We start from the raw sequence: 25,844 nt of genomic DNA, 5'->3' as shown, positions 1-25,844 counted from the left end.
TTTCAGCCGTTCAAGTCTCTGTCAAATTGACCGGACTTGCTCGACCTGCTGGAATTAAGTCGCGCCCCGCTTCCGGGACAACCCCTCTAACTTACTCCCAAGCTCGACTCTTGTCGAATCGACCTTCCGTTGGACGCGAACGTCCGCCGGAGTGGCAGTGTCTGGAGGTGGCCCCCGAGTGAGGTCGGCGATCAACGCCTTCCTCGTGGGACTGGTGAACTCTATGTACGGTCCCCAGAACCGTCAAATCGGCGGCCCGTCACACGTCGGCAGGACATGCTGGGTAGGTATTCCGGCGTGCGAGATCAATCCGTCCCGAGAGCACTCATCCTCCTGGTGGGCATCGCCGGCGCGGTGATCGCCCTGTTCGGGCTGCGCGAGGTCAATTCGATCGTCGGGCCCGTCGTCCTGGCGCTCGTGCTGGTCATCGCCGTGGCGCCGGTGCGGAGCTGGCTGTCGGCGCGGCGGGCGCCCATCTGGGTGCAGGTCGCCGTGCCGTTCCTGATCGTGGTGCTGGTGCTGCTCGGCATGGTGGGGATCCTGACGATCTCCGTCACCCAGCTCGCCTCGCTGCTGCCGACGTACGCCAAGCAGTTCGAGGAGCTGCTGGCGGAGTCGCAGCACTGGGCCAGCACCCACGGTCTGGGCAACGACGTGCTGGCCAAGGCGGTGCAGGCGTTCGATCCCGGCCGGATGCTGGGGCTGGCGCAGAGCCTGCTCGGGAGCCTGATCGGCGTGCTGTCGAGCCTGTTCCTGATCGTGGTGCTGTTGCTGGCGATGTGCCTCGACGCGCCGGTGACGGCGCGGATCCTCACCACCGGCGAGGGGAACCGGCCGCAGCTGGTGACGGCGCTGGCGACGTTCGCGCACAAGACGCGGCGGTATCTCATCGTCTCGACCGTCTTCGGGCTGATCGACGCGATTCTCGACGTCATCGTGCTGTCGTTGCTGGACGTGCCGTTGCCGCTGCTGTGGGGGGTGCTGGCGCTGATCGCCAACTACATCCCGAACATCGGGTTCGTCATCGGGCTGCTGCCGCCCGCCCTGCTGGCGCTGCTGCACGGCGGCGTCAAGACGATGGTGCTGGTCGTCGTGGCCTACATCGTCATCAACGTGGTCACGCAGTCGTTCATCATGCCGAAGTTCCTGGGGGACGCGGTGGGGCTGTCGACCACGATGACGTTCCTGTCGTTGATCGTGTGGACGTTCATGCTGGGGCCGCTCGGCGCGATCCTGGCGATCCCGCTCAGCCTGCTGGCGCGGGCGGTGCTGATCGACAGCGACCCGAGCGCGAAGTGGGCGCAGGCGCTGGTGTCAGGGAAGATGCCGGACGGGTGAGAGCAGGCGGCCCAGCGGGACGCCGCTCAGCCGCTTCACGTCGTGGGACAGGTGGGCCTGGTCGGCGTAACCGGCCCGGACCGCCGCCTCCGCCGGTGGCACGCCCGCGCGGGTCAGGGTGAGCGCGCGCTGGAAGCGGACGACGCGCTGGAGGGTCTTGGGCGAGTAGCCGAAGGAGGCGACGCTGCGGCGGTGGAGCTGGCGTTCGCTGAGGCCGATGGCCCAGGCGACGTCGCGCACGCTGCGGCCCATGCGCAGCGCCCCGGCGATGGCGGCCGCGGCCGGATCGGGGGCGGGGGTCTCGCGCAGGCGGGTCAGGACGGCGGCGCGCATGGCCGCGAGCCGAGCCGCCGGGTCGGGCGCGAGGGCCGGGTCGCCCGCGTCGGCCAGCGGGGAGGACGGGACGGTGAGGGCGGGCAGGGCGGCCAGCGGGACGCGACGGTCGCGCAGCTCGTGGATCGGGACGCCGAACACGGCGCCCACCGCGCCGGGCTTGAAGCGGATGCCGACGTAGGCGTCGCCCGCCGTCATCGGGGTCGGCACCGGGCCGGTGTCGGGGCCGGCCACGAAGAGGCCGCCGGGCCCCCAGACGAGGTCGACGCAGGCGTCGGGCACCACGAGCTGGGTGCTGTCGCCCTCGCTGACCTGGTGCCACACGCAGGCGACACGGCCGGAGAGAGCCTCGCCCGGGTGCCGTTCCGCGTACATGCCTCCAACGTACGCGACCGCGCCGACAGAATCGGTTCAGGCGGGCAGGCGGCCGTACGCGCGCAGGGTCTGCAGGCGTGCCAGGGTCAGGTGGCCCGCCCATTCGTGGGCCACCAGCGGGGTCCAGGTGTTCCAGTTCGGCTGCCAGCCGCCTTCCGGGGACTGGGCGGCGGCCATGGCGTCCAGGTGGGCGTCGAGGGTGGCGGCGTCGAAGAGCGGCAGGGCCGACGGCGCGGGCGCGAAGTCGAGGGGGTGGTGGACCGCGCCTTCGGCGTGCGGGTCGAAGGTGACCGTGGCCAGGACGGCCTCGCGCAGCCGGGCGAACTCGGCGAGGGCACGCTCCCGGTCGGGGACGTGTTCGAGGAACACGAGCAGGGCGCGGGCCTCGTACGGAGTGGTCCGCGTGAGCCCGGCGACGCGCGACCAGCAGAAGTCGGTGGCGGGCCCGAGCCAGGGGTGGGTGACGCCGTGCTTGTGCAGCAGTCCGGCCAGCACGGCGGTGGGGTTGAGGTCGCCGGGCGGGTCGTCGGGGGTCTGCCACCAGGGCGCGTGCGGCGTGTCGCGGACGGACGGCAGCACGAACGGCACCCCGCCCCCGGGGGCCGTGATGCCCGCCAGGTAGTCGCAGGCGGCGGCGACCATCGGCGAGTCGAAGGCGTCGAGCTCGTCGAGGATCCAGAAGGCGACCTCGACCGGTTGCGGCTGGCTGGCGGCGCCGCGCAGGTCGGGCTCCAGGGCGTTGCCGAAGCCGCCGTCGGCGTTCTGGTAGCAGCGCAGGGCGTCGAGGACGCGGGTGCGGGAGCCGTTCGCGAACAGGGCCTCGAACCTCAGCCTGTCGATGAGCCTGCCGTGGAGCCGCAGGAACTGTGCCGCCCGGTCGAGTGTGTCCATGTCCGCTTCCGTCGAGAGAGCCATACCCGGTGACGCTACCGCCGGCGGCGCGGACGGCTCTTGTCGGAATCGGACGCGTCACTTCATGAAGAAGACCGGGCCGCGCGGCCGGAAGGGCAACGGCGCGCCCTGGGGCACCAGGAAGGCGTGCTCGCGGCGGATGCGCAGCACGTCGCACTGCCCGTCGGTGATCAGCAGGATCGGGCCGTCGGGCGGGAAGTCGTCGGCGCGTTCGAGCAGCCTGACGCCGGGCTGGAGGATCGTGCCGCCCCGGCCGCGCACCCTGACCCGGCCGGCGATCTCCTGGACCGGCAGGTAGCCGGCGTCGTAGGCGGTGGCGTCGCAGAAGACGACCCTGGCCCGGGGCACGTCGCGGGCGGTGGCGTAGGAGGCGATGGCTCCGAGTGCCTTGCCGAGCAGCTTCACGTCCATGGAACCGGAGGTGTCGAGAACGACGCCGAACGTCTTCCTGCGGACGACCTCCTCGGGCCGTACCCGGCCGGGGCGCGGGATGCCGGGGCTGGCGGCCTGGCGGCGGGAGGCGCGGGCGTACGAGCGGCGCGGCTCCTCGGGCTGGAAGTGCTCGTCGAACCAGCGGGCGAGCCGGGCGTCCCAGGGCAGGGGCGGCTGTTCGAGCGCGCGGATCTCCTGTTCGAGCCCGGCGGGCAGCAGGCCGCGTCCGCTGGAGTGGTGGTAGGCCAGGCCGGTGCACAGGGCGTTGCGGTAGTAGTCGTCCAGGTCGACGTAGCCGCGGGCCTGGCGGGCCGGGCGGTCGAGCACGTCGACCGTGCCCCGGCCGCGCAGGGTGGCCAGCTTGCGCATGCGCCGCAGGTCGCCGGCGATCTGGTCGTAGACGGCCTCGGCGGACATCGTGCCGAGCGACTGGTCGAACAGCAGCCCTTCGGGCATCTCGCCGACGCCCATCTCGACCAGCCAGCCGTTGATCACGTAGTCGCAGGCGACGTTCCACAGGTACGGGTCGCGCATGCCGGCCCGCTCGCCGTGCCGCAGGGCGGCGTGCAGCATCTCGTGGGCGAGCACGAACCGCCATTCGTGCTCGGTGTGCGTGGCCAGCGGGTTGACGTAGATCTCGGCCGCCTCGGCGCTGACGGCGGCGATCGAGATGTCCCAGGCCCTGGCCAGCTCGGCGTCCGCGACGATCTTCATGCCCGCGGCCAGCGCGCCGAGCAGCGGGTACGACGACATGAACCAGCGCAGCGCGCCGTCCCAGGGGCCTTTGACGTGGCCTTCGACGGGGGTGCGCGGCGCGCCGGCCCGGTCGAGCGCGGACGTGGCCGACCAGGCGACGCCGATCGCGAAGCCGCGCTGGAAGTCGAAGTGCTCGGCGTCCTCCTCGGTGCCGATGTGGAAGTCGGCCGGGCCGAGCGGCTGGAACCCGGGCGGGACGCCGACCCTGCGCCAGCGTTCGGAGAGCGTCACCTCGTCCTCCTCGGGCAGCTCGGCGGGCAGCGGCGCGGGGCAGTGCCCGATCTTGACCGTGCGCAGGAAGCGGTCGACCGCCAGGCAGCAGGCGGCGTGGTAGGCGGGGTCGGGCAGGTCGCCGTCGACGTCCTTGGGGGCGCAGGCGCGCGGGTCGGCGTGGCCGAAGCCCAGGTGGAGCAGCAGGTGGGCGAAGACCCATGCCCACTCCGCGGCGGGGGCGCGGCGCTTGGGGTGGAAGGTGACGTCGCCGTCCTGGCTGACGACGGCCCACGTCTCGGGCGGCAGCCGGCCGTCGGCCGCCTCCAGCAGGGTGCCGTGCAGGCCGGCGAACAGCGGGTGGCGGTTGACGGCGGCCCAGCCGTTCATGACCTCGGCCCGCCAGGGGTCTGCCTTGGGCTTGCGGCGGCTCACGAGCGGGCCGCCATGAGCCGGGGCACGTCCCTGCCGATCTCGACGAGGAACCAGGTGGGCAGCGCGGGCGCGCCGTCGGCGTCGTTGGCGATGACGAGCTGGGCGCATTCGAGGGAGATCTCGGCCAGCTCGACGAGCAGTGTCTTGGCGCGGAAGCCGAGGTCGCGGCCACGCGCCGAGGCGCCGCGCTTGTCGGCGGGCAGCTCCTTGATCAGGCGGGCGCGGAAGGTCTCGGCCAGGAAGTAGAGCAGGTCGCGCTCCTCGGGGCGGCGCGGCCAGGGCGCCTCGCCCTTGAGCACGGCGTCGAGGTCGTAGGCGTGCCGGACGGTCCTGACGTAGGCGCGGAAGGCGGAGGCGTGGGCGGTGGTGAGGGTGCCGAAGGCGAGCATCGCGAGGGTCTCGTCGCCGACGTCGTCGCCGTAGGAGGTGAGGACGTCGGAGAGCATGTGCCAGGCGCGCGGCGAGGAGAACGGCTCCTCGGTCTTGGGCGGCGGGCTCCACAGGTGGTCGGGGCGCTGGACGAGGTAGTCGACGATCCAGGGGTGGATGCCGGCGGCGGCCGCCCACTTCAGCCAGTCGTCGGCCGAGGCGCGCAGGTGCACGTGGACCAGGCGGTTGATCAGGGCCGAGGCCATGGGGCGGGCCAGCGCGTTGTCGGTGGCCCAGTTGCCGGCGCCGATCACGACCGAGCCGGCGGGCAGCTCGTACGTGCCGATGCGGCGGTCGAGGATCAGCGAGTAGAACGCCTTCTGCACCTCGGGCGCGGAGGCGTTGAGCTCGTCGAGGAACAGGCAGTAGGGCTCGTCGCGGGCGATGGACTCCGGCGGCGCGAACCGGCTGCGCCCGCCGACCAGCTCGGGCACGCCGATCAGGTCCTCGGGGGCGAGCTGGGTGCCGAGCAGGGTGACGCAGTCGAGGCCGAGCGAGCCGGCGAACTCGCGTACCAGCGAGCTCTTGCCGATGCCGGGCGCGCCCCACAGGAAGACCGGGCGGACCACGGCGACGTGCAGCAGCACCTCCGGAAGCTGCGCCGGGGTGACGGTGACCGTTGCCTGCATGCGTCCAAGGGTGACGAACCGGGCGTGCCCGCGCATCACATTTAATCGTTTGCCCTGGTGGAGCCGTCCGGCCTACTGTCGGCGGCATGTGTTCCATGTTCTGCACCGTGTTCATCCGCATCCGCCGCGGCCGGGCTCTGGCCCGCTAGCGGACGGCTGACACCGCGCGTCCGCCGGCGCGCCCGGGGCCCTTCGAGACCTGTTCATCTCGAGGACCCGAAAGGGCAGTGCTGTGGCGCAGAATTTCGCGCACGGAAACTATTCACACACCCAGAAGAACGTCAGGAACGGCGGCGGCGGTCGTACGCCCGCCGACCGGCTCAGGCGTGAGCTCTCGCAGAACTTCCTGGCCGACCGGCATGCCGTGGAGCTGATGATCAAGGCGGCGGCGCCGGAGGGGCTGGTGCTCGAACCCGGCTCCGGGCCGGGCGCGCTCACGCTGGCGCTGGCCGAGGCCGGGGCGCACGTGATCGGCTACGAGCTCGATCCCCGGCTCGCCGGGCGGCTGGCCTCGCGGACGCGCGACGATCCGCGGATCGAGGTGGTCAGGGGTGACTTCACGGCCGCGCGGGCGCCGCGTGAGCCGTTCGCGGTCGTGGGCAACATCCCGTACTCGGTCACGTCGAGGATCGTCGAGTGGTGCCTGCGGGCGCGGGAGCTGACCTCGGCGACGCTGCTCACCCAGCGGGAGTACGCCCGCAAGCGCACCGGCGACTACGGCCGGTGGAGCCTGGTCACGGTGTCGTCGTGGCCGTGGTTCGACTGGCGGCTCGGCGACACGATCGGCAGGGAGAGCTTCCGTCCCGTGCCGTCGGTGGACTCGGCGATCCTGCGCGTGCGACGGCGGCCCGAGCCGCTGGTGAGCGATCGCGCGGGCTACCTGGAGCTGGTGGAGCTGGGCTTCGGCGGGGTCGGCGGCTCGGTGCGCGCCTCGCTGCGCCCGCACTACCGGGGGGTGGACGCGGCGCTCGGCGCGGCGGGCGTGGCCCGCGACGCCGTCGTGGGCCACGTGCACCCGGACCAGTGGGTCAGCCTGTGGCGACGGCTAGAGCGCCGTTGAGGTGACCTTCGGCGGGACGGCGGCGACCCGGCCCCGGGCCGTGGACACGCGGCGGGCCCAGGGCATGGCCAGCAGCAGCACCGGCAGCAGCACGATGGAGGCGCGTGACCAGTCGCGGTGGAGGTACCACCAGTCGTTCACGCTGAACTGCGTCATGTACAGGTAGCCGTAGGCGGCCCAGAAGGAGGCGCCGATGATGGCCGGCCAGGCCCACCTGGTCGGCCTGGCCACCAGGAACGGCATGAACCACAGCAGGTACTGGGCGCCGAGGCGGGGCGTCATGACCATGAAGACGAGCAGGATGGCCGTGGTCAGGTCGATCGGGTCGGCGCGCCGCCACAGCAGCAGGACGGCGACGACGCTGAGGTAGATGAGCTTCGTGCCGAACGAGGCCAGCTCCGGCATCAGGGCCCAGTCGCCGCCGGTGAACCACGGGGTGTAGCCCCATTCGCCGACGATCGGGCGGATGTCCTGGATGGTACGGATGACGGCGGGGATCTCGTCGAGCGTGGTGCCCGCGAAGATCGGCGAGGTGACCAGGAAGAACACCGGGACGACGCCGGTCACGACGAGGGCGGCGATCCTGGCGCGCAGGTGGGGCAGGAGCAGCAGCATGCCGGGGATCAGCCAGATCGGCCAGCTCTTGGCGCACAGCGCGAGGCCCATGAGCAGCCCGGCCAGCATGCCGCGCCGCAGGTCGGCCCGGTCGCCGGAGCCGGGCATGAGGGCGCGGCGCAGCATCGCGACCGGGCGGCGCGCCGCCTCCCGCAGGCCGGCGGCGTCGATGGTGACGCCGGGACGGTCGGGCGCGCCGGGCCCGCGGGCGACCACGAACGCGGCAACGCCGAACACCAGCGCGACCGGCTCGACCTGGCCGTGGACGCTGGCGATGAGCAGGGCCAGCGGGTTGAAGGCGTACTGGAGGGCGCGCAGGGACGCCTTGGGGCCGCCGGCCAGCTTGCCGACCAGCGGGATCAGCACGATGTCGGCGACGACGGTGACCAGGCGGCCGGCGTACTCCCACGGGATGCCGAGCCACAGCAGGATGCCGTAGACGTAGGGGATGGTCGGCAGGAAGTGCCAGCCGCCCTCGCTGGCCAGCACCGGGTCCTTGCCCTGCAGCACCGCCTCGCCGGCGGGCTTGAAGCTCTCCATGAAGTCGACGGGTTGCCATGAGTCGATCGCGGAGGTGTACATGATCAGCACGCGGACGGCGATGCCGACGAGCACGGCGACGTAGAGGGGCGGACGCCAGTCTCGCCACTGCGCGACGAGGGCGAGCACGACACCGGTGACGAGGACGACCCCCGTGAGAACTGCGTAATCCATGGCGGCCCCTAGCCTGCCGTAACAATCTGAGTGCCGCCACCTGGGCTTCCAATTCTTATCCCCGACATGCGGACACGTAACGCGATAGAACATGACTGTCTGTGTTGAACTTTTTCCATGGGGGGATCGCAGGTCAACCAGGCACTGGTCAGGCTCTATTTCGAGGTGAGGGACGGGGTCCGTGACCCGGTCGCGGCCTGGGCGAAACTCACAGGCAACTCTCAGGTCTACCAGGCGCGGCGCGGGGAGCGGCGGGTCCCGCTGGACGACGCCACGGCGGCCGAGCTGGCGGCGGCGGCGATCGTGCACACGGCCTCGGAGCACGGCGCGGACCGGGTGGCGGCGCTGGCGACGTCGCCGCTGGCGGGCGTGGTGGGCGGGCTGGGCGGCGCGCTGCTGACCGAGCATCCGTGCGCGTCGGAGCAGGTGCTCGGGCCGCGGTTCACGGGGCCGGGGGCCGAGGACTGGGCGCGGGCGGCGTACGTGCTGCTGTGGGGGGAGAACAACCGGCTGGCCCGTACGGCGGACACGCCCTGGGTGATCGCCGGGCGGTACAAGGGCCAGAAGGTGGTGGCGATCGGCACCCATCCGACCCGGTTGTCGGACGAGACGCTGGTCGTGCGGCCGGGCACGGACGGCGCGCTGGCGATGGCGATGGGGCACGTGCTGCTGAAGGAGTTCTTCCTGGACCGGCCGCCGTTCGCCGCGCACGCGATGGAGCGGACGGACCTGCCGTTCCTGGTGCGGCTGCGCGAGCGCGAGGACGCGTACGTGCCGGGCGGGCTGCTCGGCCGGGCCTGCGACCGGCTCAGCGTGTACGGCGGCGAGGCGGTGCAGGTGCTGCTGCCGCGCTTCGACTTCGGGCCGGGCGTGCTGCGCCGCGGCGTGCCGGTCGTCCGGGACGGCGGCGAGCTGGTGACCACGGTCTTCGACCTGCTGCTGGCCGCCTACGGCGTGGCACGGGACGGGCTGCCCGGGGTGTGGCCGCAGGGGTACGGGGACCGGGAGCCGTACACGCCGGGCTGGCAGGAGATCTACACCGGGGTGGCCGCCTCGCGGACCGTGAAGACGGCGCGGGAGCTGGGCGTGACGGCGGAGAAGACCGGCGGGCGGTGCATGATCGTGCCGGGCCGGCTGGAGACGCCGCACGCCGACACCGCCTACCGGGCGATGCTGGCGCTGCTGGTGCTGACCGGGTGCGGCAGCGGGTGGGCGCAGCCGGCGGGCGGCGCGGGGATCCCGCTGGTGCCGTACCTGTGCCTGCACGCCTGCGGCGAGGACCGCGCCGACGTGGGCGCGCTGAGCTGGGCCCTGTGCGAGGGCCTGTTCGCGCGCCGCACGTCGCGGTCGGTGCTGCTGGAGGCGGTGCGCGACGGGTGGCCGATGGCTCCCTCGCCGCGCGTGCTGGCCATCCCCCGGCCGATCTACCCGCTGCCGCCGGAGGTCGACCTGCTCATCGGTCCCGACGAGCAGTGCGACCTGGCGCCGCCGGACGCGGGCCTGGTGGCCGAGGCGGTGGCCCGGCTGGCCGGGCGGACGTCCCGGGCGGACCCGGACGGCACCCCGGCGGACGGGCGCATGCGCCTGATGGTCGACCACGCCTGGATGCACGAGTACGGCGAGGCGCTGCCGACCTACCGTCCGCCGGGGCTGGGGGTGCCGCTCAAGCCCACCCAGCTCGTCCGGCCGTTCACAGGCCGTTGAGGTAGGCCCGGTGGCTCCTTGAGAATTCGAAGGCGTTGTACTTGTCCCAGTTGATCGACCAGGTCATCAGGCCGCGCAGGTTCGGGTAGACGCCGCGTGGCCTGTAGCTGCCGCAGTTGCTGCCCTTGGCCAGGCAGTCGAACGCCTTCTGGACCTCGGCGACGGTGGTGAAGCCGTTGCCCGCGTTGGGCGAGGCAGGCAGTCCGATGGCCACCTGGTCCTGGCGCAGCGGCGGGAACACGTTGTTCGGGTTGCCCATGATCGGGAAGCCGGCCAGCAGCATGTCCGTCATGGCGACGTGGAAGTCGTGGCCGCCCATCGTGTGGTACTGGTTGTCCAGGCCGGTGATCGGGCCGGAGTTGTAGTCCTGCACGTGCAGCAGGGTCAGGTCGTCGCGCAGGGCGTGGATGACCGGCAGGTAGGAGGCGGCCCTGCTGTCGGCCGAGCCGTTCGGGCCGGGGCCGTAGAACTGGTAGCCGAGCTGCACGAAGAACGTCTCGGGCGCCATGGTGAGCACGAACTTGGCGCCGTAGCGGCTCTTGAGCGCGCGCAGCGCGGAGATCAGGTTGACGACGACGGGCGTGGTGGGGTTGGCCAGGTTCGTGTCGCCCTGGTTGAGGTAGAGGGAGTGGCCCTCGAAGTCCACGTCGAGGCCGTCCAGGCCGTACCTGTCGATGATGGCCGCGACCGACTCGACGAACTTGTCCCTGGCGGCCGTGGTGGTGAGCTGCACCTGGCCGTTCTGGCCGCCGATGGAGATGAGCACCTTCTTGCCCTGGGCCTGCTTGGCCCTGATGGCGGCGACGAAGTCCGCCTCGGGCTCGACGTTCGGGCACTCGGCGGCCGGGCACTGGCGGAAGCGGATGTCGCCGGAGGTCACCGAGGTGGGCTCGCCGAAGGCGAGGTTGATGACGTCCCATTCGGCGGGCACGTCGGCCATGCGGATGTAGCCGGAGCCGTTGGCGAAGGAGGCGTGCAGGTAGCCGACCAGGACGCGCTTGGGCAGTCCCCCTCCCCCGCCGCCGCCCGCGGTCGTGGTGCCGGTGGCCTCGGCGGTGTAGGGCGAGCAGTTGCCGGCGGCGTCGCAGGCGCGGACCTTGAAGCGGTAGGAGGTGGAGGCGGCCAGGCCGGTGGCGGTGTGGCTGGTGGCGGTCACGGCGACCGGGGAGCCGCCGTCGCGGGAGACCTCGTACCGGTCCACGCCGACGTTGTCGGTGGCGGCCGACCAGGTGGCGGTGAGCGAGCTGCTCGTCGCGCCGCCCACGGTCAGGTTGCCGGGGACGGTGGGGGCCTGGGTGTCGCCGCCGCCTCCGCCGCCGGGCGCGCCGTCCAGGACGACGTCGTCGGCCACGTAGGCGCTCTGGCCGTACCAGGAGTTGAGGTAGACGGTCACGGACGTGGTGGTGGCGCCGGTGGTGAACGTGGTGCGCAGCTGCGTCCACGCCTGGCCGGGCGAGCCCCACGTCTGGGGGTCGGTGCCGCCGGTGCCGGTCGCGCCGAGGAAGACGTAGCCGCCCTGCACCCAGGCCGACAGCGTGTACGACGACGACGGCTGCACCCTGACCTGCTGCTGGCAGCGGGCCAGGTCGGCCCCCGCCGGGGTGGCCTTGAGCGCCTTCGTCCCGCCGTGGACGGGCGAGGTGACGGCGGCGGCGCCGGCGGCGGCGCTGCAGGTCCAGCCGGTCAGCCCGTCCTCGAAGCCGGGGTTGACGGCGATGTTGGCCGCCAGGGCGGGGGTGGCGGTCAGGCCCGCCGTGCCGAGGGCGAGCGCGACCGCCGCGACGGCGGTGCGCCACCTGAAGATGCCGCTCATCCGGTGAACCCCTTGAAGATGTTCGTGAACTCGTAGCTGGACTGGGAGATGCCGCTGCAGGTCGGGGAGACCTGGCCGTTGGGGCAGCCGCCGTTGTCGCGGGCGGCCGACCAGAAGCCGACGAATCCGATGTGGTTGCTGTTGGCCCAGGTCAGGAGCTTGCGGGCGTCGGCCTGGGTGGTGGTCATGCCGGTGTCGTTCTTGCCGATCATGGGGGTGACGCCGAGCGCGCGCCTGAGCTGGGCGTCGCTCCTGGCCGGCCATACGCCCTTCATCTGGCCGAGCGTGGCCTGGGCGGCGGCGGTCATCGCCTCGCCCCAGTCGCCGGTGTGGCCGAAGTTCATCAGCATCGGGTTGACGATCACGTCGAGGCCCTTGGCGGCGGCGTCCTGGAGGATCTGCAGCGAGAACGGGTCCACGCCGTAGTCCTGGCCCTGCACGCGCAGCGTGTAGCTGATCACCGTGCCGCGCTCGGCCTGGAGCTGCTTGAGCGCGGTGTTGACCTTGTTGGCGTCGATGCTCGCCTCGACGTCGACGTCCAGGTGGTTGGTGCCGACGGTGTCGAGCACCTTCTTGTAGGCGGCCAGCAGCGCCGCCGGGGTGCCGCAGGCGTGCTCCAGGTAGGGTCCGACCGCGCCGCCGCTGGCCACGACGACCTGGCCGCCCTGGGCCTGGAGGGCCTTGACGTCGTTGACGATCCGGGGGTCGGCCAGCGGGATCGTGCCGCCCCAGGCCGGGTTGCAGCCGCTGCTGTCGCCGAGGACGAACGCCAGCGTGTAGTTCTTCACGCCGGTCGCGTTCGCCGCGCCCACCAGGGACGGGCTGGTCATCGTGATGTCGATGTAGGGGGCGTACCTGATGTCGCCGGCGGGCGGGACGGTGTCCTTGGAGGTGCGGCCGCTGACCGGCGCCGACCAGGCCGAGCAGTTGCCGGCGGCGTCGCAGGCCCGCACGCGGAAGGCGTAGGAGCTGTCGGGGGTCAGGCCGGTCGCGGTGTAGCTGGTCGTGGGAACGGCGACGGGGGCGGCCTCGTCCCTGGAGACCTCGTAGCGGGCCACCGAGCCGGAGTCGTCGGTGGCGGGCGACCAGGTCACGGTCAGGCTGGTGCCGGTCGGGCCGCCGACGGCCACGCCGCCGGGGACGGTCGGCGCCTGCGTGTCGGGCGGGCCGCCGGGGCCGTCGAGGACGACGTCGTCGGCGGTGTAGGCGCTCTGGCCGTACCAGCCGTTGACGTACACGGTCACGGAGGTGGTGGTGGCGCCGGTGGTGAAGGAGGTCCTGAGCTGGCCCCACTGGTTGCCGGGGGCGCCCCACGTGCTGGCGTTGACGCCGGCGCCGGTCGCGCCGAGGAAGACGTAGGAGCCCTGGGCCCAGGCGGAGAGCTGGTAGGCGGTGCCGGGCTTGACGGTGACGGTCTGCTGGCAGCGGGCGAGGTCGGAGCCCTGCGGGGTGGCCTGGAGGGCCTGCGTGCCGCCGTGCGCGGGGGTGGTGACGGCCTGCGCGCCGGCCGGGCAGGTCCAGCCGCTCAGGCCGGATTCGAAGCCGGGGTTGGACAGGATGTTCGCGGCGGCGGCCGGGGTGGCGTGCAGGACGGTGAGTCCCAGTGCGGCCAGGGCCGTGGCCGCGAGTCCGCGCAGTCTCGTGCGGGGTCTCATGCGGGTCCTTTCGGGGGGTGCGGACCGCGCGCCGGTGCGGCCCGCCACCGGGGGTGGCGGGCCGCCTCAGCGGGTCAGAAACCAGCGGTGATCTTGGTGAACTCCCAGTTGTCCTGGGCGATGCCGCTGCAGTTCTCCGCGACGCCGCCGCCGGGGCAGGGGCGGTCGCGGTTGACCGACCAGAACGCGAGCCTGGTCAGGCCGTGGGAGTTGGCGTAGTCGCGGATCTGGGTCCAGGTGCTCTGGTTGGTGAGCTCCTGCTGGTCGGACAGGCCGTTCATGCCGGAGATGCCCATGTGGGCGTACGCCTGGGCGTCGGTCCAGCCCTGGGCGGTCTTCAGGGCGTTCTTGAGCCCTTCGGCCGCGTTGACGGTGTTCTGGTACATGTTGGCGCCGCCGCCGAAGTCGAACGGCATGATCGTGTAGTTGTCGATCGGCACCGCCAGTTCCTTGGCGCGGTTGATCAGGCGGGTGCCGTAGTAGGTCGGGCCGGTGGTCGCGGTGCCGAAGGTCACGGCGATCTTGACGTTGGGGTTGCTCGACTTGACGATCTTGAGGGCGTTCAGGATGCGGTCCTGGACGGTCAGGTTCTCGAACTCGTCGGTGTTCTCGATGTCGAAGTCCACCACGGCCGGGCCGACGGCGTTGATGACCTTCTGCACCGCGCCGGCGAACAGTTCGGGCGTGGAGCAGTTCGGGCCGAGCTTGTTGCCCTGCCAGCCGCCGAAGGACACCTGCACGCTGCCGCCGGCCGCCTTGATGGCCGAGATGGCCTGCGCGTCCTGGCCGCCGGTCAGCGGGCGCTGCCCGTCCCAGGCCGGGTTGCAGCCGTTGCTGGCCAGGATGAAGGCCATCGTGAACGACTTGATGCCGGTCGCGTTCATGACCGTGGTGGGCGAGGGCGGGTCGCCCCAGCCGGTGTAGAGGTAGGGCGCGCCGGGCATCTTGCCGCCGGTCGGGCAGCCGGTCGTGGTCGCCGAGACGTCACGTCCGGCCGACTCGCCGACCGAGTTGTACGCCTTGACGGTGTAGGTGTGGCTCTGGCAGGCGCTCAGCCCGGAGATCGTCGTGCTGGTCCCGGTGACCTCGGCCTTCTGGGTCGCGCCCTCGTAGACGCGGTACCCGGTCACCGTGCCGGAGGAGGCGCCCCACGACAGCGCGATGCTGCTGTCGGTCACGGTCGTGGTGACCGTGCCGGGCTGGCCGGGTGTGCCGGTGCCGCCGGGGGTGGTGACGCTGAGCGCGTTGCCGGGGCCGGACAGGTTCCCCGCGGCGTCGCGGGCCCGCACGGTGTAGCTGTAGGTGGTCGAGGCCGTCAGCCCGTTGTCGGTGTACGTCGTGCCGGTCGCGGTGCCGACCTGGGTGCCGCCGCGGTAGACGTTGTAGCCGGTCACGCCGACGTTGTCGGTGGAGGCGTCCCAGGCCAGGCCGGCGCTGGTGGCGGTGACGCTGGTCGAGCGCAGGTTGCCGGGCACCGACGGCGGGGTGGTGTCGCCTCCGCCGCTGCCCTGCTTCCACAGCGCGGGGACGTTCGGCGGCTCCCAGCCGGGCTGGGAGGTGTGACCCTGGAGGGCCACGTAGTCCACGCCGTTGTAGGTGACGGCGGCGCCGGTGGCGTAGGCGGTCCACGGCGCCCAGGCGGCGGCCAGCTGCTGCTGGGCGGCGGCGCCGTAGGCGGTGGGGACGCCCGTGGCCAGGCCGGCCCCGGTGAGGGCGATGGCCAGGCCGGCCACCGAGCTGATCAGTCTGCTACGTAATCTCATGGCATTCCCTGAAGGTGCGGCTTGACGGTCTTGGAGAAGGACCAGTTGTTGCTGGCGTCCCAGTTGATGGACCAGGTCATCGCGCCCCGGATGTCCGGGTAGGCGCGCGGCGGCACGAAGGAACCGCAACTGGTGCGCTTGGCCAGGCAGTCGAGCGCCTGGTTGACGAGGGAGGGCGAGACGACGCCGCCGCCCGCGGCGCCGGGCCCGGCCGGCAGGCCCAGTGCCACCTGGTCGGGGCGCAGGCCGTTCTCCAGCTGGATGCAGGCCAGGGCGGTCATGAAGTTGACCGTCCCCTGCGAGTACGCCGCGGACTGGTCGCAGCCGAGCATGGAGCCCGAGTTGTAGTACTGCATGTTGACGACGGTGAGGATGTCCTTGATGTTCAGGGCGAGCTTGAAGTACTCCATCCCGGTCGACTGCATGTTGATGGTCTGCGGGGCCATCATGATGATCAGGCCGCTGCCCGCCTTCGCGCGCAGCGCCCGCAGGGCCTGGCCCATGTAGGTGGCGTTGAGGCCGTTCTCCAGGTCGATGTCCACGCCGTCGAAGCCGTAGCTCTGCATCAGCGCGTACACCGTGTCGGCGAACTTGGTGGCGGCCGCGCCGCTGGCGACCTGCACGCGGCCGGCCTCGCCGCCGACCGACAGGATGACCTTCTTGCCGCGCTGGTGCAGCGCCTGCACGTCGGCCTTGAACTGGGCGTCGGTGTAGCCGCCGAGCGCGGTGGAAAGGCCCGGGTCGACCGAGAAGACGACCTCGCCCGCGGTGGAGGTGGCCTCGCCGAAGGCGACGGCGACGACGTCGTACTCGTTGGGCACGGCCGACAGCTTGAGCTCGGTCGCGGCGTTGACGAAGTTGTGCCAGTAGCCGGTGAGGAAGTGCTTGGGCAGCGGGTCGCTGGTGCAGCCGGGGGTGGTGAAGGTCGCGGCGTCGCTGGGCGGGCCGTCGCCGGCCGCGTTGGAGGCGGTGACCGTGACCGAGTACGAGGTGCAGGCGGTCAGGCCGGTGAGGGTGTGGGAGGTGCCGGTCACCGTGGCGACCTGGGAGCCGTTGAGGCGGACCTGGTAGCCGGTGGCGCCGTTGACCGCCGGCCAGCCGAGCGTGGCGCCCGTCTGGGACGTGCCGGTCACGGTGATCGGGCCGGCCTTGCCGGGCACGCCGGTGCCGCAGCCCGTGGTGGTCGCGGTCACGGCGTCGCCGGCGGCCGACTCGCCCGCCGAGTTGTACGCCTTGACGGTGTAGGTGTGGCTCTGGCAGGTCCCGAGGCCGGAGATCGTCGCCGTGGTGCCGGTGACGGTGGCCTTGACGGCGCCGCCTTCGTAGACGCGGTAGCCGGTCACCGTGCCGGAGGAGGCGCCCCAGGACAGGGCGATGCTGGTGTCCGTGCTGGTCGCGGTGGCCGTGCCGGGCTTGCCGGGGACCTCGACGGTCGTGCCGCCGCAGGAGGAGCCGTTCAGCGTGCAGCCGGTGATGCCGGGGAAGTTGCCCGGGGCGCCGTTGAAGCCGAAGCTCGTGCTCGCCCCGGCCGCCAGCGGTCCCGCCCAGCTCGGCGCGGTGAACGTGTAGTGCTGGCCGCTCCTGGTCATGACCGCGTCCCAGGCGGACGGGATGGAGAACCCGGCCGGCACGTCGAACTGCACGTTCCAGGCCAGGGGGGCGGTGGCGCCGTTAACGACGGTGACCTTGCCCTCGAAGCCGGACCCCCAGTCGGCGACCTTGACGAAGGTCGCGGTGGTGGCGGCGGCGGCCTGGGCGGGCAGGGCCAGGAGACTCAGTGCGAGGGTCGCGAGCGCTAAGAGGATCGCGCGAAATCTCACTGTCGATTTCCGTTCTTCTGGCGTGCCGTACGGCTTGCACCGGGGGGTGAGAGCGCAAGCCGTACGGCACGGGCCCGTGGAGGTGAGACACGGGCCTTTTCGGGGGGTGTCGGCGCAGGCCGGGGAGACGCGAGGCGCGCGCGGAGCTTGCAGCGGCAGTCAGGGCCGATGCGTCCGGCCGGGCCGCGTGACCGCTCCAGCGGCTGGGAAGAGGTGGGGGGTGTGCACGCCCGCAGCGCCGGGGGCGTGGGAGAAGGGGTCGTTCGGGCGGATGTCTCCGCAGCTCAGCAGCGAGTCATGCGGGCGGCGAGCGAGTCATGGGCCATCCGATCCATGATTTCTTTTAGGAAAGTTTCCTAAGAGTTGTCGCGATCGTAGCCTTGACACCCTGTGCTTACAAGACCCAATCACGTGATGGCCCGCGACGTGCCGAAACGCGGCGGCAACGGCGGCGCCCCCTCGCCCGGACCGGGTCCGGACGAGGGGGCGCGACAGTCCGGTCAGGGCTGCTGGGTGATCTTGACGTCGTCCACGCCCGCCTCCACCAGGGAGGCCCCGGAGGCGTCGGCCGCGTCGATGAGGATGCGGACCGTCTGGCCCGCGTAGGGGGTCAGGTCGGCCGACGCCACGGCCCAGGCGCCGTTGCGGTTCGTGGCCGCGCCGGCCTGCTGGAACACGGTGGTCGTGGTGCCGCCGACCACGCGGACCCGGAAGTAGTCCGCGCTGGAGGCGTTCGAGCCGTGCGCGAGGTACCACGACAGCGACAGGCTCAGCGTGCCCGTCGAGGGCAGCGTGATCGGCGGTGACTGGATCGAGCTGACGCCGCCGTCGAGGTCGTAGTCACCGGCCGCGGCGCCCGCCAGACGGCCGGTCACCAGGTCGTTCGTGCCGCTGACCGTGGTGCCGAGCTGCTTGGCGCCCGAGGAGGTGGTCGCCTCGGGGTCGCCGCGCTCCCACGCGCCCGTGGTGGCGGTGTCGGTGCCGGACGGGTTCGCCGTCCAGCCGGTCGCCGTCTCGAACGTGTCGGACCAGACCGTCACCGGCGGCGTGCCGGTGCCGCAGTACTGGGACTCCTTGCCGATGATCCGGTAGACGCAGTCGGAGTACTCCAGGAAGCGCAGCACGGCCTCCTTGTTGCGGGTGGTCTGCGGGACGATCTGCTCGTCCGGCGGGTAGAAGCCGGGGCTCGCGCCGACCGGGTACATCTCGAACGTGAAGCTGAAGATCTTGTACTGGCCCCACATCCAGTCGTCGATCGTCCCGTCGGTGATGTAGAGGTCGCTGGACTGCTCGGGGGTGTAGCCGTTGGTGCCGGCCATGTTCTGGCCGAGGGTGGCGTGGGCGTCCCGGTCGTCCTGGGTCAGGCCGGGGGCGGTGTCGTTGTAGGTGTAGCCGTAGGGCCACAGGACCAGCTCGCTGTAGGTGTGCCAGTCGAGGTTCGTCCTGATCTGCTGCACGCCGCCGACGACCCGGCTGCGCACCCAGTCGGCCGCCGCCTTGACCTCGGGGGCCGACTCGGCGCTCGCGCCGCGGTAGGTCTCGCTGGAGGTCGATCCCGAGGAGCCGCCGCAGCAGCCCCACTGGTAGGCCCAGTTGCGGTTGAGGTCGGTGCCGACGGCCGAGGAGCCGGAGTTCGGCTGCCGGTTCTTGCGCCAGGAACGGTAGGTGCCGCTGGCGATGTCGTACTCGCCGCCGTCCGGGTTGAGGTCCGGCATGATCCAGATCTCACGGGTGTTGACCAGGTTCGTGATCCTGGCGTCGGTGCCGTAGTTGTCGGCCAGCAGGTGCATGATGTACAGCGCCATCTCGACCGTGAGGTGCTCGCGGGCGTGCTGGTGGGCGGTGAACAGCACCTCGGGTTCGGCCTCGTCCGTGCCCACGTTGTCGCTGATCTTGACCAGGCGCATCGCCCGTCCCTCGTACGAGGTGCCGAACGTGCTCTGGCTCATGATCCCCGGATGGGCCGCGACCAGGGTGTTGATCTCGGCCGTCATCTCCGCGTAGTTGTGGTAACCGGAGTCCGACGGCGGGAAGTCGAACGTCCCGACGGCGTCCGGCGGCGCCGGGCGCGGGGCCGCCGCCACCCGGTAGCCGAGCCGCCTGATGGCCGCGATCTCCGCCTCCGTGGCGGTGACCAGCACCGAGTCCGCCTGCACGTCCTCGATGGCGGCGCCCGTCGCCGCGACGGCGCTGCGCTGCCGGGCGTCGGCCGGGCCGGAGACCCGGTACTGCTTGTTCGCCGGTGGTTCCGCGCCGGCCCCGGCGCCGGTCATGCCGGTCAGGCTGACCATGCCCAGGACCGCCAGCAGGATGAGTAATCGGCGTTTCACCTCGTCCTCCTCGCCCGCGCGGGACTGGGGGGTTTGACCCGCGCCTGAACTGAGAGTGAAGACGTTGGGTGCCCTAGGAAAGGCCCAATTTTCCGTCGAACCGGATCAACGCCTCTGCCAGCGGTTTCCTGGCGAGATCGGGCACCTCGGCGTCGGGGGCGGCGTACCCGACGGGGAACAGGATGTAGGGCCGCTCGTTGGCCGGGCGTTCGCAGATCCCGCTGAGGAAGGCCATCGGGTTGGGGGTGTGGGTGAGCGTGGACAGTCCCATGGCGTGCAGGGCGGTGATGAACAGGCCGCAGGCGATGCCCACGCTCTCGTTGACGTAGTAGTGCTTGACCTTGCCGCCGCCGGGGCGCACGCCGTACTTCTCGGCGAAGCACACCACCAGCCACGGCACGACCTCCAGGTAGCCCTTGTCGGAGGTCGTCTCCAGCGGGGCCAGCGCCTCGCGCCACTCCTGCGGGAGCCTGCCGCCCTCGTAGTTGCGGCGCTCCTCCTCCTCGGCCGCCTCGCGGATGCGCCGCTTGGTCGCCGGGTCACCGATCGCCACGAACTTCCACGGCTGCTGGTGCGCGCCCGACGGCGCGGTGTTGGCCGCCCGCACGGCCAGCTCGACGCACCGGTACGGCACCGGCTCGTCGCTGAAGAACCGCACGCTGCGCCGCCGGTCGGCCAGCGCGCAGAACTCCTCCCCGCGCTTGATCATCTCGTCGGCCTCGTAACGTTCGGGCCGGTAGGGGACGAACGGAAACTGGTGCTCCATAAGATCCGCAGTCTCGGCACGACCGGCCGGTCTGACAACACCGCTCGCCGTATGCTGCCGATCTGACAGCCGAATCGGCTTTTAGGAGGCGAATATGCCGGCACGTCGCCGCGGGCTCGACGATCTGGACCTGCGCGTCCTGCGCCTGGTCGCCGACCGGCCGCGCAGCGGGCTGCTGGAGATCGCCCGGCTGCTCGGGGTGGCGCGGGGGACCGTACAGGCCAGGCTGGACCGGATGGCCGCGGACGGCGTGATCACCGACTACGGCCCCAACCTGTCCCCCGCCGCCCTCGGCTACCCGGTGCAGGCGTTCACCACCCTGGAGGTCGAGCAGGCCGCCCGCGAGCACATCTCCAATACCCTGGCCTCCATCCCCGAGCTGCTCGAAGCCTGCATCGTGACCGGTCCCGGCGACGTCTGGTGCCGCGTGGCGGGCCGCGACAACGAGCACGTCCAGCGGGTGATCGACCGGATGCTGACGATCCCCGGGGTGCGCCGGAGCACCACCGTCATCGCGCTGTCGACCGTCGTGGGGCACCGGGTCCTGCCGCTGGCGGCGGCTGACAGGCAGGTGCCAGGCAGCTGCCAGCCCCCTCCGCGACCGTGAGGGCATGACATACGCGATCGAAGCGGAAGGGCTCGTCAAGCGGTACGGCGACAAGACCGCGCTGGACGGCGTCGGCCTGCGGGTCAGGACCGGCACCGTGCTCGGCGTGCTCGGCCCCAACGGCGCGGGCAAGACCACCGCCGTCCGCATCCTGGCCACCCTCGCCGCCCCCGACGCCGGCCACGCCACGGTCGGCGGGCACGACGTCGTCGCCCAGGCCCGCCGGGTCCGCGAGCTGATCGGCCTGACCGGCCAGTACGCCTCGGTCGACGAGAAGCTGACCGGCACCCAGAACCTCCTGCTCGTCGGCCGCCTGCTCGGCCTGTCCAGGACGGCCGCCAGGGCCAGGGCCGCCGAGCTGCTGGCCAGGTTCGGCCTGGAGGAGGCGGCGGGCCGGCCGGCGGCCGGTTACTCGGGCGGCATGCGCCGCCGGCTGGACCTGGCGGTCAGCCTGGTCAGCCGGCCCCGGATCCTGTTCCTCGACGAGCCGACGACCGGCCTCGACCCGCGGGCCCGCGGCGACCTGTGGGACGTGGTCAGGGAGCTGGTCGCGGACGGGGTGACGGTCCTGCTGACCACCCAGTACCTGGAGGAGGCCGACCAGCTCGCCGACGACCTGCTGGTCATCGACCGCGGCCGGGTGGCGGCGAGCGGCACGCCGGCCGAGCTCAAGTCGCTGGCCGGCGGCCACCGGCTGGACGTCCGGCCGCTGCACCCCGCCGACCTGGAGAAGGCCGGCTCGATCCTCGGCGCCACGGCCGTGGACGGGCTGCTCAGCGTGCCCGTGCACGACCTGGCCGCCCCGCCCGACCTGCTCAGGCGGCTGGACGACGCCGGGATCGTGCTGGCCGAGCACGCCCTGCGCCTGCCCTCACTCGACGACGTCTTCCGCACACTCACCGGAGCAAGCTCATGACCACCGCGCTCTCCCAAGGGCTGACCCTCGCCTGGCGCAGCCTGATCCCGCTGAAGAACAACCCCGGCCAGCTCGCCGGGCTGCTGCTCCAGCCCGTCTTCATGATCGTCATCTTCGTCTACCTGTTCGGCGGGGCGGCCGGGGGCGACCGGGCGGGCGCGGTGTCGTACATGCTGCCCGGCGTGCTCGTCCAGGTCGCGCTGATGGCGACGATCACGACGGGCATGAACCTGGCCACCGACATCGGCAACGGCGTCTTCGACCGGTTCAGGACCATGCCGATCGCCAGGTCGGCGCCGCTGGCCGGGCGCATCATGGCCGACCTGCTGACCCTGCTGATCACCATCGCCATGTCGCTGGCCGTGGGGTACGCCGTCGGCTTCCGCGTGCGGACCGATCCGCTGAGCGCGCTGGCCGGGATCGGCCTGGTGCTGCTCATGGTGACGGCGCTGAGCTGGGGGTCGGCCTGGATCGGGCTGGTGGCCAGGTCGGTCGCCTCGATGCAGGGCATCGCCACCGCCGTGCTGCTGCCGCTCACGTTCGGCAGCAGCGCCTTCATCCCCGCCACCGGCCTGCCGGGCTGGCTGACCTGGTGGATGGGCGTCAACCCGGTCTCGCACCTGGCCGGCGCGCTGCGCGGTCTCCTGGTGGGCGGGCTGGCGGCGTCCGACGTGTGGATCACGCTCGGCTGGGCCGCCGCACTGCTCGCCCTCTTCGCCCCCTTCGCCCTTCGTGCCTACAACCGCAAAGTGCGATGACCGCGCCGCTGCGTGCAACCGTGAAGTGCGATCGCCGCGCCGCAGCGTGCAACCGTGAAGTGCGATCACCGCGCCGCTACGTGACGCCGGCGGCCATCGCGTAGAGCTCGGCCGGCGGCAGGGCGGCGCCCTCGGCGAAACGGCGTTCGAAGAGCTCGTCGCCGAGCGCCTTCCTGGCCGCCGCGCGTCCTTGCGTGGTGTCGGGCGAGGTGTCCTCGGGGACGACCGCCGACGCCCCGCCGAACAGCACCGCCGCCCGTTCCTGGTCGCCCGCGGCCTGCGCCGCCAGCGCGAACCCGGCCAGCGTCATCGACAGCAGCGGCCGGTCCGGGCTGACGTCGCCGAGGACGTCGAGCGCCTGGCGGTGCCGGGCCAGCGCGGCGTCCAGGTCGCCGGCGCGGGCCAGCGCCCGGCCGTAGGAGGTCAGGTACACCGCGGTGATCTGCGGCACCCGGGGGGCCGCGGCCACGACGCCGTCCATGTCCCGGTAGATCGCCAGGCTGCCGGCCAGGTCGCCGCGCCGCTCCCGGTACGCGGCCTCGCCCAGGCCGAGCAGCGCCAGCGTCCACGGCGACGTCTCCTCGCCCACCCGGGACCTGGCCGTGGCGAGGTCGGCTCCCGCGCCGTCCAGGTCGTCGACCCGCAGCCGGAGCTGGGCGAGCCGGATCAGGGTGGAGATCGACTCGTCGTCGCTGATCCACTCGCTGGTCAGCGACCTGGTCTCGGCGATCAGGTCGTCGGTGCCCGCGCCGCGCTCGGCCCGCAGGTCGGCCAGGCCCAGCAGCGCCTCGCTCAGCCCCCAGCGGTCGCCGAGCCGCCTGAACCCCTCGACCGCCCGTTCCAGCTCCCGCTCCCGATCCGCCCCCGATCGCAACCGGCCGCCGATCATCAGGGCGGCGGACGACAACCACAGGTCGTCGCTGCCGGCGTAGTCGCCGATCAGCTCGGCCGCCCGCTCGTCCTGCCCGGCCGCCGCGGCCATGACGACCCTGCTGATCAGCAGCAGCGGATGCACCGGCCCCTCCTGGGCCGCCCGCTCCACCAGCTCCTCCATCCGGGCCGACAGGTCCAGCATGGCCGCGCGGTCGTTGCTGATCGTCCCGAACACGTCGACGCCGTAGGCGAACATGCACGACGTGTACGCCTCCGCGAGCCCCGGCGGCGGCGTGTCCCCGGCCAGGTCGAGTGCCTGCCTGGCCCAGGCCGCGCTCTCGCGGCGGTAGCCGCACATCCACCAGTACCAGTTGAGCGCCCCGCACAGCCGCAGCGCGGGCCCGGCGTCCCGGCGGTCGATCAGCCAGCGCAGGGCCGCCGCGAAGTCGTCGCGTTCGGCCGCCAGGCGTTCGATCCACTCCACCTGCGTGGCGGTGCGCAGCTCGGGCACCGCGCGTTCGGCCAGGTCGAGCAGGTGGCGGGCGTGCCGGTCGCGGTACTCGGCGGTCTCGCCGGCCTCGGCCAGGCGGTCCAGGGCGTAGGCGCGGATGGTCTCCAGCATCGAGTAGCGGCCTTCGGGCGACAGGCGCACCAGGGACTTGTCGGCCAGCGCGCCGAGGACGTCGGCCGTGCCGCCGCACACCTCCTCGACGGCCTCCAGGGTCGCGCCGCCGGCGAACACGCCGAGCCGCCTGGCCAGCACGCGTTCCCGCTCGTCGAGCAGGTCCCAGCTCCACTCCACGACCGCCCGCAGCGTCTGCTGGCGCGGCAGCGCGGTACGGCTGCCGCCGTCGAGCAGCCTGAACCTGTCGTCCAGGCGGTCGGCGAGCTGGCGCGGAGTCATCGTGCGCAGCCGGGCGGCGGCCAGTTCGATGGCCAGCGGCATGCCGTCGAGCCTGCGGCAGAGCGCGACCACGGCCGCCGCGTTGCCCTCGTCCACGGCGAACGACGGCCGGGCCGCCGCCGCCCGGTCGACCAGCAGCCGCACCGACGGGTACGCCGCCGCCTCGGCGGGCCCGGCCCCCGCCGGCGGCGGTTCGAGCGGCGGGAGGGGCAGCAAGCGCTCGCCCGGCACGTTGAGCGGCTCCCTGCTGGTGGCCAGCACCCGCAGCTCGGGGCACTCGTCGAGCAGCCGCTCGACCAGCACGGCCGCGGCCGCCACCACGTGCTCGCAGTTGTCCAGGACGACCAGCGCGGGCCGCTCGCCCAGCGCCTCGGCGACCTGCTCGACCACGTCCTTGGCCGCCTCGGGCGGGCGGTAGCCGGGGCCGTCGTCGCGCAGGCCGAGCGCGTCGAGCACGGCTCCGGGCACGCCGGCCGGGTCGCTGACGGAGGCCAGCTCCACCATCCACGCCACGACCGCCCGCCGGTCACCGGACCGGCCTGCGGCGCCACGCCCGGTCACCGCGGCCGTCCGGGGTGTGGCGGTTTCGGTGGCCAGCCGGAGGGCCGCCTCGGTGCCGGGTTCGGCGGCAGTGCCGGGTTCGGTGGCCAGGTGGAGGGCCGCCTCGGTCGCCAGTCTGGTCTTGCCGGCGCCGCCGGGCCCCACGAGGGTGACCAGCCGGTCATGGCGGAGCAGGGCGGTGAGCTGCGCGAGCTCGCTCTCCCGGCCGATGAAGCTGGTGCGCGGCCTGCGTACGTTGCCCTTCGGCCGGCTCCTCGGCCACGCGGCCGGAGGCGGCTCCGCCGACAACACGGCCAGGTGCGCGGCCCGCAGCTCGGCGCCGGGATCGACGCCCAGTTCGTCGGCCAGCCGGTGGCGGGTGCGTTCGAACAGCTCCAGCGCCTCGGCCTGCCGTCCGGACGCGGCCAGCCCGCGCATGGCCAGCCCGACCAGCCGCTCGCGCAACGGGTGGGCCGTCACCTCGGCGGCGAGCTCGACCGGCCGTCCGGCCGCCAGCAGGCGCTCGGCCCTGGCCTCGACCGCCGCCAGCCGCTCCTGCTCCAGCGCGGTCGCCGCGTCCGCCAGGTACGGGACCGACGTGAGATCCGCCAGCGCCGCCCCGCGCCACAACGCCAGCGCCCGGCCGGCGTCCTCGCCCGCCAGCCGCCGGAACGCCAGCGCGTCCACCTGCTCGGCGGGGAGAGCGAGGGCGTACCCGCCGGGACGGCTGTCGATCGCCTCGTCCGGCCTGAGCGCCGCCCGCAGCCGTCTGACCAGCGTCTGCAGCGCGTTGGCCGCGTTGGCGGGCGGCTCCTGCGGCCAGAGCACGTCGATCAGCCGCTCCGCCGTGACCGTACGGCCCGCTTCGAGCGCCAGCACGGCCAGCAGCGCCCGCAGCCGGAGACCGCCGACCACGACCGGCCCCCCGTCGCCCTCGACCTCCAACGGCCCCAGGATGGATATCCGCACGCACCACATCCTGCCCTGCCTGCGCACATGCTCCGGCAGAGATCTTTCCCCCGCCCGTTTCCTCCCGGGGATTAACTCCTTCTACCGTCACGCGCACGCCGTCCGGTTCGTCTTCAAGGTGCTCGACATCCCGTTCCCGTCCCCGACCGAGGATGGCGACCAAGACCTACCGCTACCAGTCCGAGTGC

At 72.5% G+C, this 25,844-nt stretch carries 18 protein-coding genes; 6 read left to right on the top strand and 12 right to left on the bottom strand.

Translation table 11 applies throughout. The features are described from left to right. Positions 1–297: 297 nt before the first annotated feature. Positions 298–1,338: an AI-2E family transporter gene (locus ACIBQ8_RS30500; protein ID WP_397180045.1), complete on the top strand. Its 1,041-nt coding sequence runs from the start codon at positions 298–300 to the stop codon at positions 1,336–1,338. On the opposite strand, the gene ACIBQ8_RS30495 is transcribed toward ACIBQ8_RS30500, so the two are convergent. The 4 genes from ACIBQ8_RS30495 to ACIBQ8_RS30480 form a co-directional block, all read right to left on the bottom strand. Next, positions 1,315–2,046 (bottom strand): DUF6597 domain-containing transcriptional factor, encoded by a 732-nt coding sequence (locus tag ACIBQ8_RS30495; RefSeq protein WP_397193556.1) that lies wholly within the window; start codon positions 2,044–2,046, stop codon positions 1,315–1,317. The genes ACIBQ8_RS30500 and ACIBQ8_RS30495 overlap by 24 nt on opposite strands. Before the next feature lie 36 nt (positions 2,047–2,082). After that, positions 2,083–2,937, bottom strand: a complete 855-nt coding sequence (locus tag ACIBQ8_RS30490; protein ID WP_397180047.1) for a hypothetical protein — start codon at positions 2,935–2,937, stop codon at positions 2,083–2,085. A gap of 78 nt (positions 2,938–3,015) precedes the next feature. Further along, positions 3,016–4,791, bottom strand: a complete 1,776-nt coding sequence (locus ACIBQ8_RS30485; protein WP_397193555.1) for a hypothetical protein — start codon at positions 4,789–4,791, stop codon at positions 3,016–3,018. Continuing rightward, positions 4,788–5,849, bottom strand: coding sequence for an ATP-binding protein (locus tag ACIBQ8_RS30480; protein ID WP_397193554.1), 1,062 nt, complete (start codon positions 5,847–5,849; stop codon positions 4,788–4,790). The genes ACIBQ8_RS30485 and ACIBQ8_RS30480 overlap by 4 nt, the downstream gene beginning before the upstream one ends. Positions 5,850–6,081: 232 nt before the next feature. On the opposite strand from ACIBQ8_RS30480, the gene erm reads away from it, so the two are divergent. Next, positions 6,082–6,909 (top strand): ErmE/ErmH/ErmO/ErmR family 23S rRNA (adenine(2058)-N(6))-methyltransferase, encoded by an 828-nt coding sequence (gene erm, locus ACIBQ8_RS30475; protein ID WP_397193553.1) that lies wholly within the window; start codon positions 6,082–6,084, stop codon positions 6,907–6,909. Here the strand turns inward: erm and ACIBQ8_RS30470 are convergent. After that, the gene (locus tag ACIBQ8_RS30470) at positions 6,895–8,238 is read right to left on the bottom strand and encodes a hypothetical protein (RefSeq protein WP_397193552.1); all 1,344 of its coding nucleotides are present in this window, start codon (positions 8,236–8,238) and stop codon (positions 6,895–6,897) included. The genes erm and ACIBQ8_RS30470 overlap by 15 nt on opposite strands. 117 nt (positions 8,239–8,355) lie before the next feature. Here ACIBQ8_RS30470 and ACIBQ8_RS30465 point away from each other — a divergent pair, with 117 nt between their 5' ends. Further along, positions 8,356–9,942, top strand: coding sequence for a molybdopterin-dependent oxidoreductase (locus tag ACIBQ8_RS30465; protein ID WP_397180054.1), 1,587 nt, complete (start codon positions 8,356–8,358; stop codon positions 9,940–9,942). Here the strand turns inward: ACIBQ8_RS30465 and ACIBQ8_RS30460 are convergent. From ACIBQ8_RS30460 to ACIBQ8_RS30435, 6 genes are all read right to left on the bottom strand, one after another. Then, a complete protein-coding gene (locus tag ACIBQ8_RS30460; protein ID WP_397193551.1) occupies positions 9,929–11,755 on the bottom strand; it encodes a chitinase in 1,827 nt (608 codons plus the stop codon). The genes ACIBQ8_RS30465 and ACIBQ8_RS30460 overlap by 14 nt on opposite strands. Continuing rightward, on the bottom strand, positions 11,752–13,410 hold the full coding sequence (locus ACIBQ8_RS30455; RefSeq protein ID WP_397193550.1) for a carbohydrate binding domain-containing protein: 1,659 nt from the start codon (positions 13,408–13,410) through the stop codon (positions 11,752–11,754). Before ACIBQ8_RS30455 ends, ACIBQ8_RS30460 begins: the two co-directional genes overlap by 4 nt. A 74-nt stretch (positions 13,411–13,484) precedes the next feature. Beyond that, positions 13,485–15,173: a fibronectin type III domain-containing protein gene (locus ACIBQ8_RS30450; protein ID WP_397193549.1), complete on the bottom strand. Its 1,689-nt coding sequence runs from the start codon at positions 15,171–15,173 to the stop codon at positions 13,485–13,487. Then, a complete protein-coding gene (locus ACIBQ8_RS30445; RefSeq protein ID WP_397193548.1) occupies positions 15,170–16,993 on the bottom strand; it encodes a cellulose binding domain-containing protein in 1,824 nt (607 codons plus the stop codon). The genes ACIBQ8_RS30450 and ACIBQ8_RS30445 overlap by 4 nt, the downstream gene beginning before the upstream one ends. Positions 16,994–17,493: 500 nt before the next feature. Then, the gene (locus ACIBQ8_RS30440; protein ID WP_397180059.1) at positions 17,494–19,323 is read right to left on the bottom strand and encodes a M14 family zinc carboxypeptidase; all 1,830 of its coding nucleotides are present in this window, start codon (positions 19,321–19,323) and stop codon (positions 17,494–17,496) included. A 73-nt stretch (positions 19,324–19,396) separates the two neighbouring features. Next, on the bottom strand, positions 19,397–20,089 hold the full coding sequence (locus tag ACIBQ8_RS30435; RefSeq protein ID WP_397193547.1) for a nitroreductase family protein: 693 nt from the start codon (positions 20,087–20,089) through the stop codon (positions 19,397–19,399). 94 nt (positions 20,090–20,183) lie between these two features. Between ACIBQ8_RS30435 and ACIBQ8_RS30430 the strand changes: the two genes are divergently transcribed. Genes ACIBQ8_RS30430 through ACIBQ8_RS30420 form a run of 3 tightly spaced genes read left to right on the top strand, consistent with a single transcriptional unit; the run spans position 20,184 to position 22,370 of the window. Further along, entirely contained in the window at positions 20,184–20,696 is a 513-nt protein-coding gene (locus ACIBQ8_RS30430; protein ID WP_397193546.1) for an Lrp/AsnC family transcriptional regulator, read from the top strand. Positions 20,697–20,700: 4 nt separating this feature from the next. Continuing rightward, positions 20,701–21,612 (top strand): ATP-binding cassette domain-containing protein, encoded by a 912-nt coding sequence (locus ACIBQ8_RS30425; RefSeq protein ID WP_397193544.1) that lies wholly within the window; start codon positions 20,701–20,703, stop codon positions 21,610–21,612. After that, complete coding sequence (locus ACIBQ8_RS30420; RefSeq protein ID WP_397180064.1) at positions 21,609–22,370, top strand: ABC transporter permease; 762 nt, start codon at positions 21,609–21,611, stop codon at positions 22,368–22,370. Before ACIBQ8_RS30425 ends, ACIBQ8_RS30420 begins: the two co-directional genes overlap by 4 nt. 76 nt (positions 22,371–22,446) lie before the next feature. Here the strand turns inward: ACIBQ8_RS30420 and ACIBQ8_RS30415 are convergent, their stop codons facing one another. Continuing rightward, a complete protein-coding gene (locus ACIBQ8_RS30415; RefSeq protein WP_397193543.1) occupies positions 22,447–25,656 on the bottom strand; it encodes a BTAD domain-containing putative transcriptional regulator in 3,210 nt (1,069 codons plus the stop codon). Between the last annotated feature and the right edge of the window lie 188 nt (positions 25,657–25,844).

Origin of the sequence: Nonomuraea sp. NPDC049646 (genome assembly GCF_044465525.1) — a bacterium.
Taxonomy (GTDB): domain Bacteria; phylum Actinomycetota; class Actinomycetes; order Streptosporangiales; family Streptosporangiaceae; genus Nonomuraea.
The sequence above is the reverse complement of the archived record's forward strand: the minus strand, read 5'-3'. Positions and strand labels throughout refer to the sequence as shown.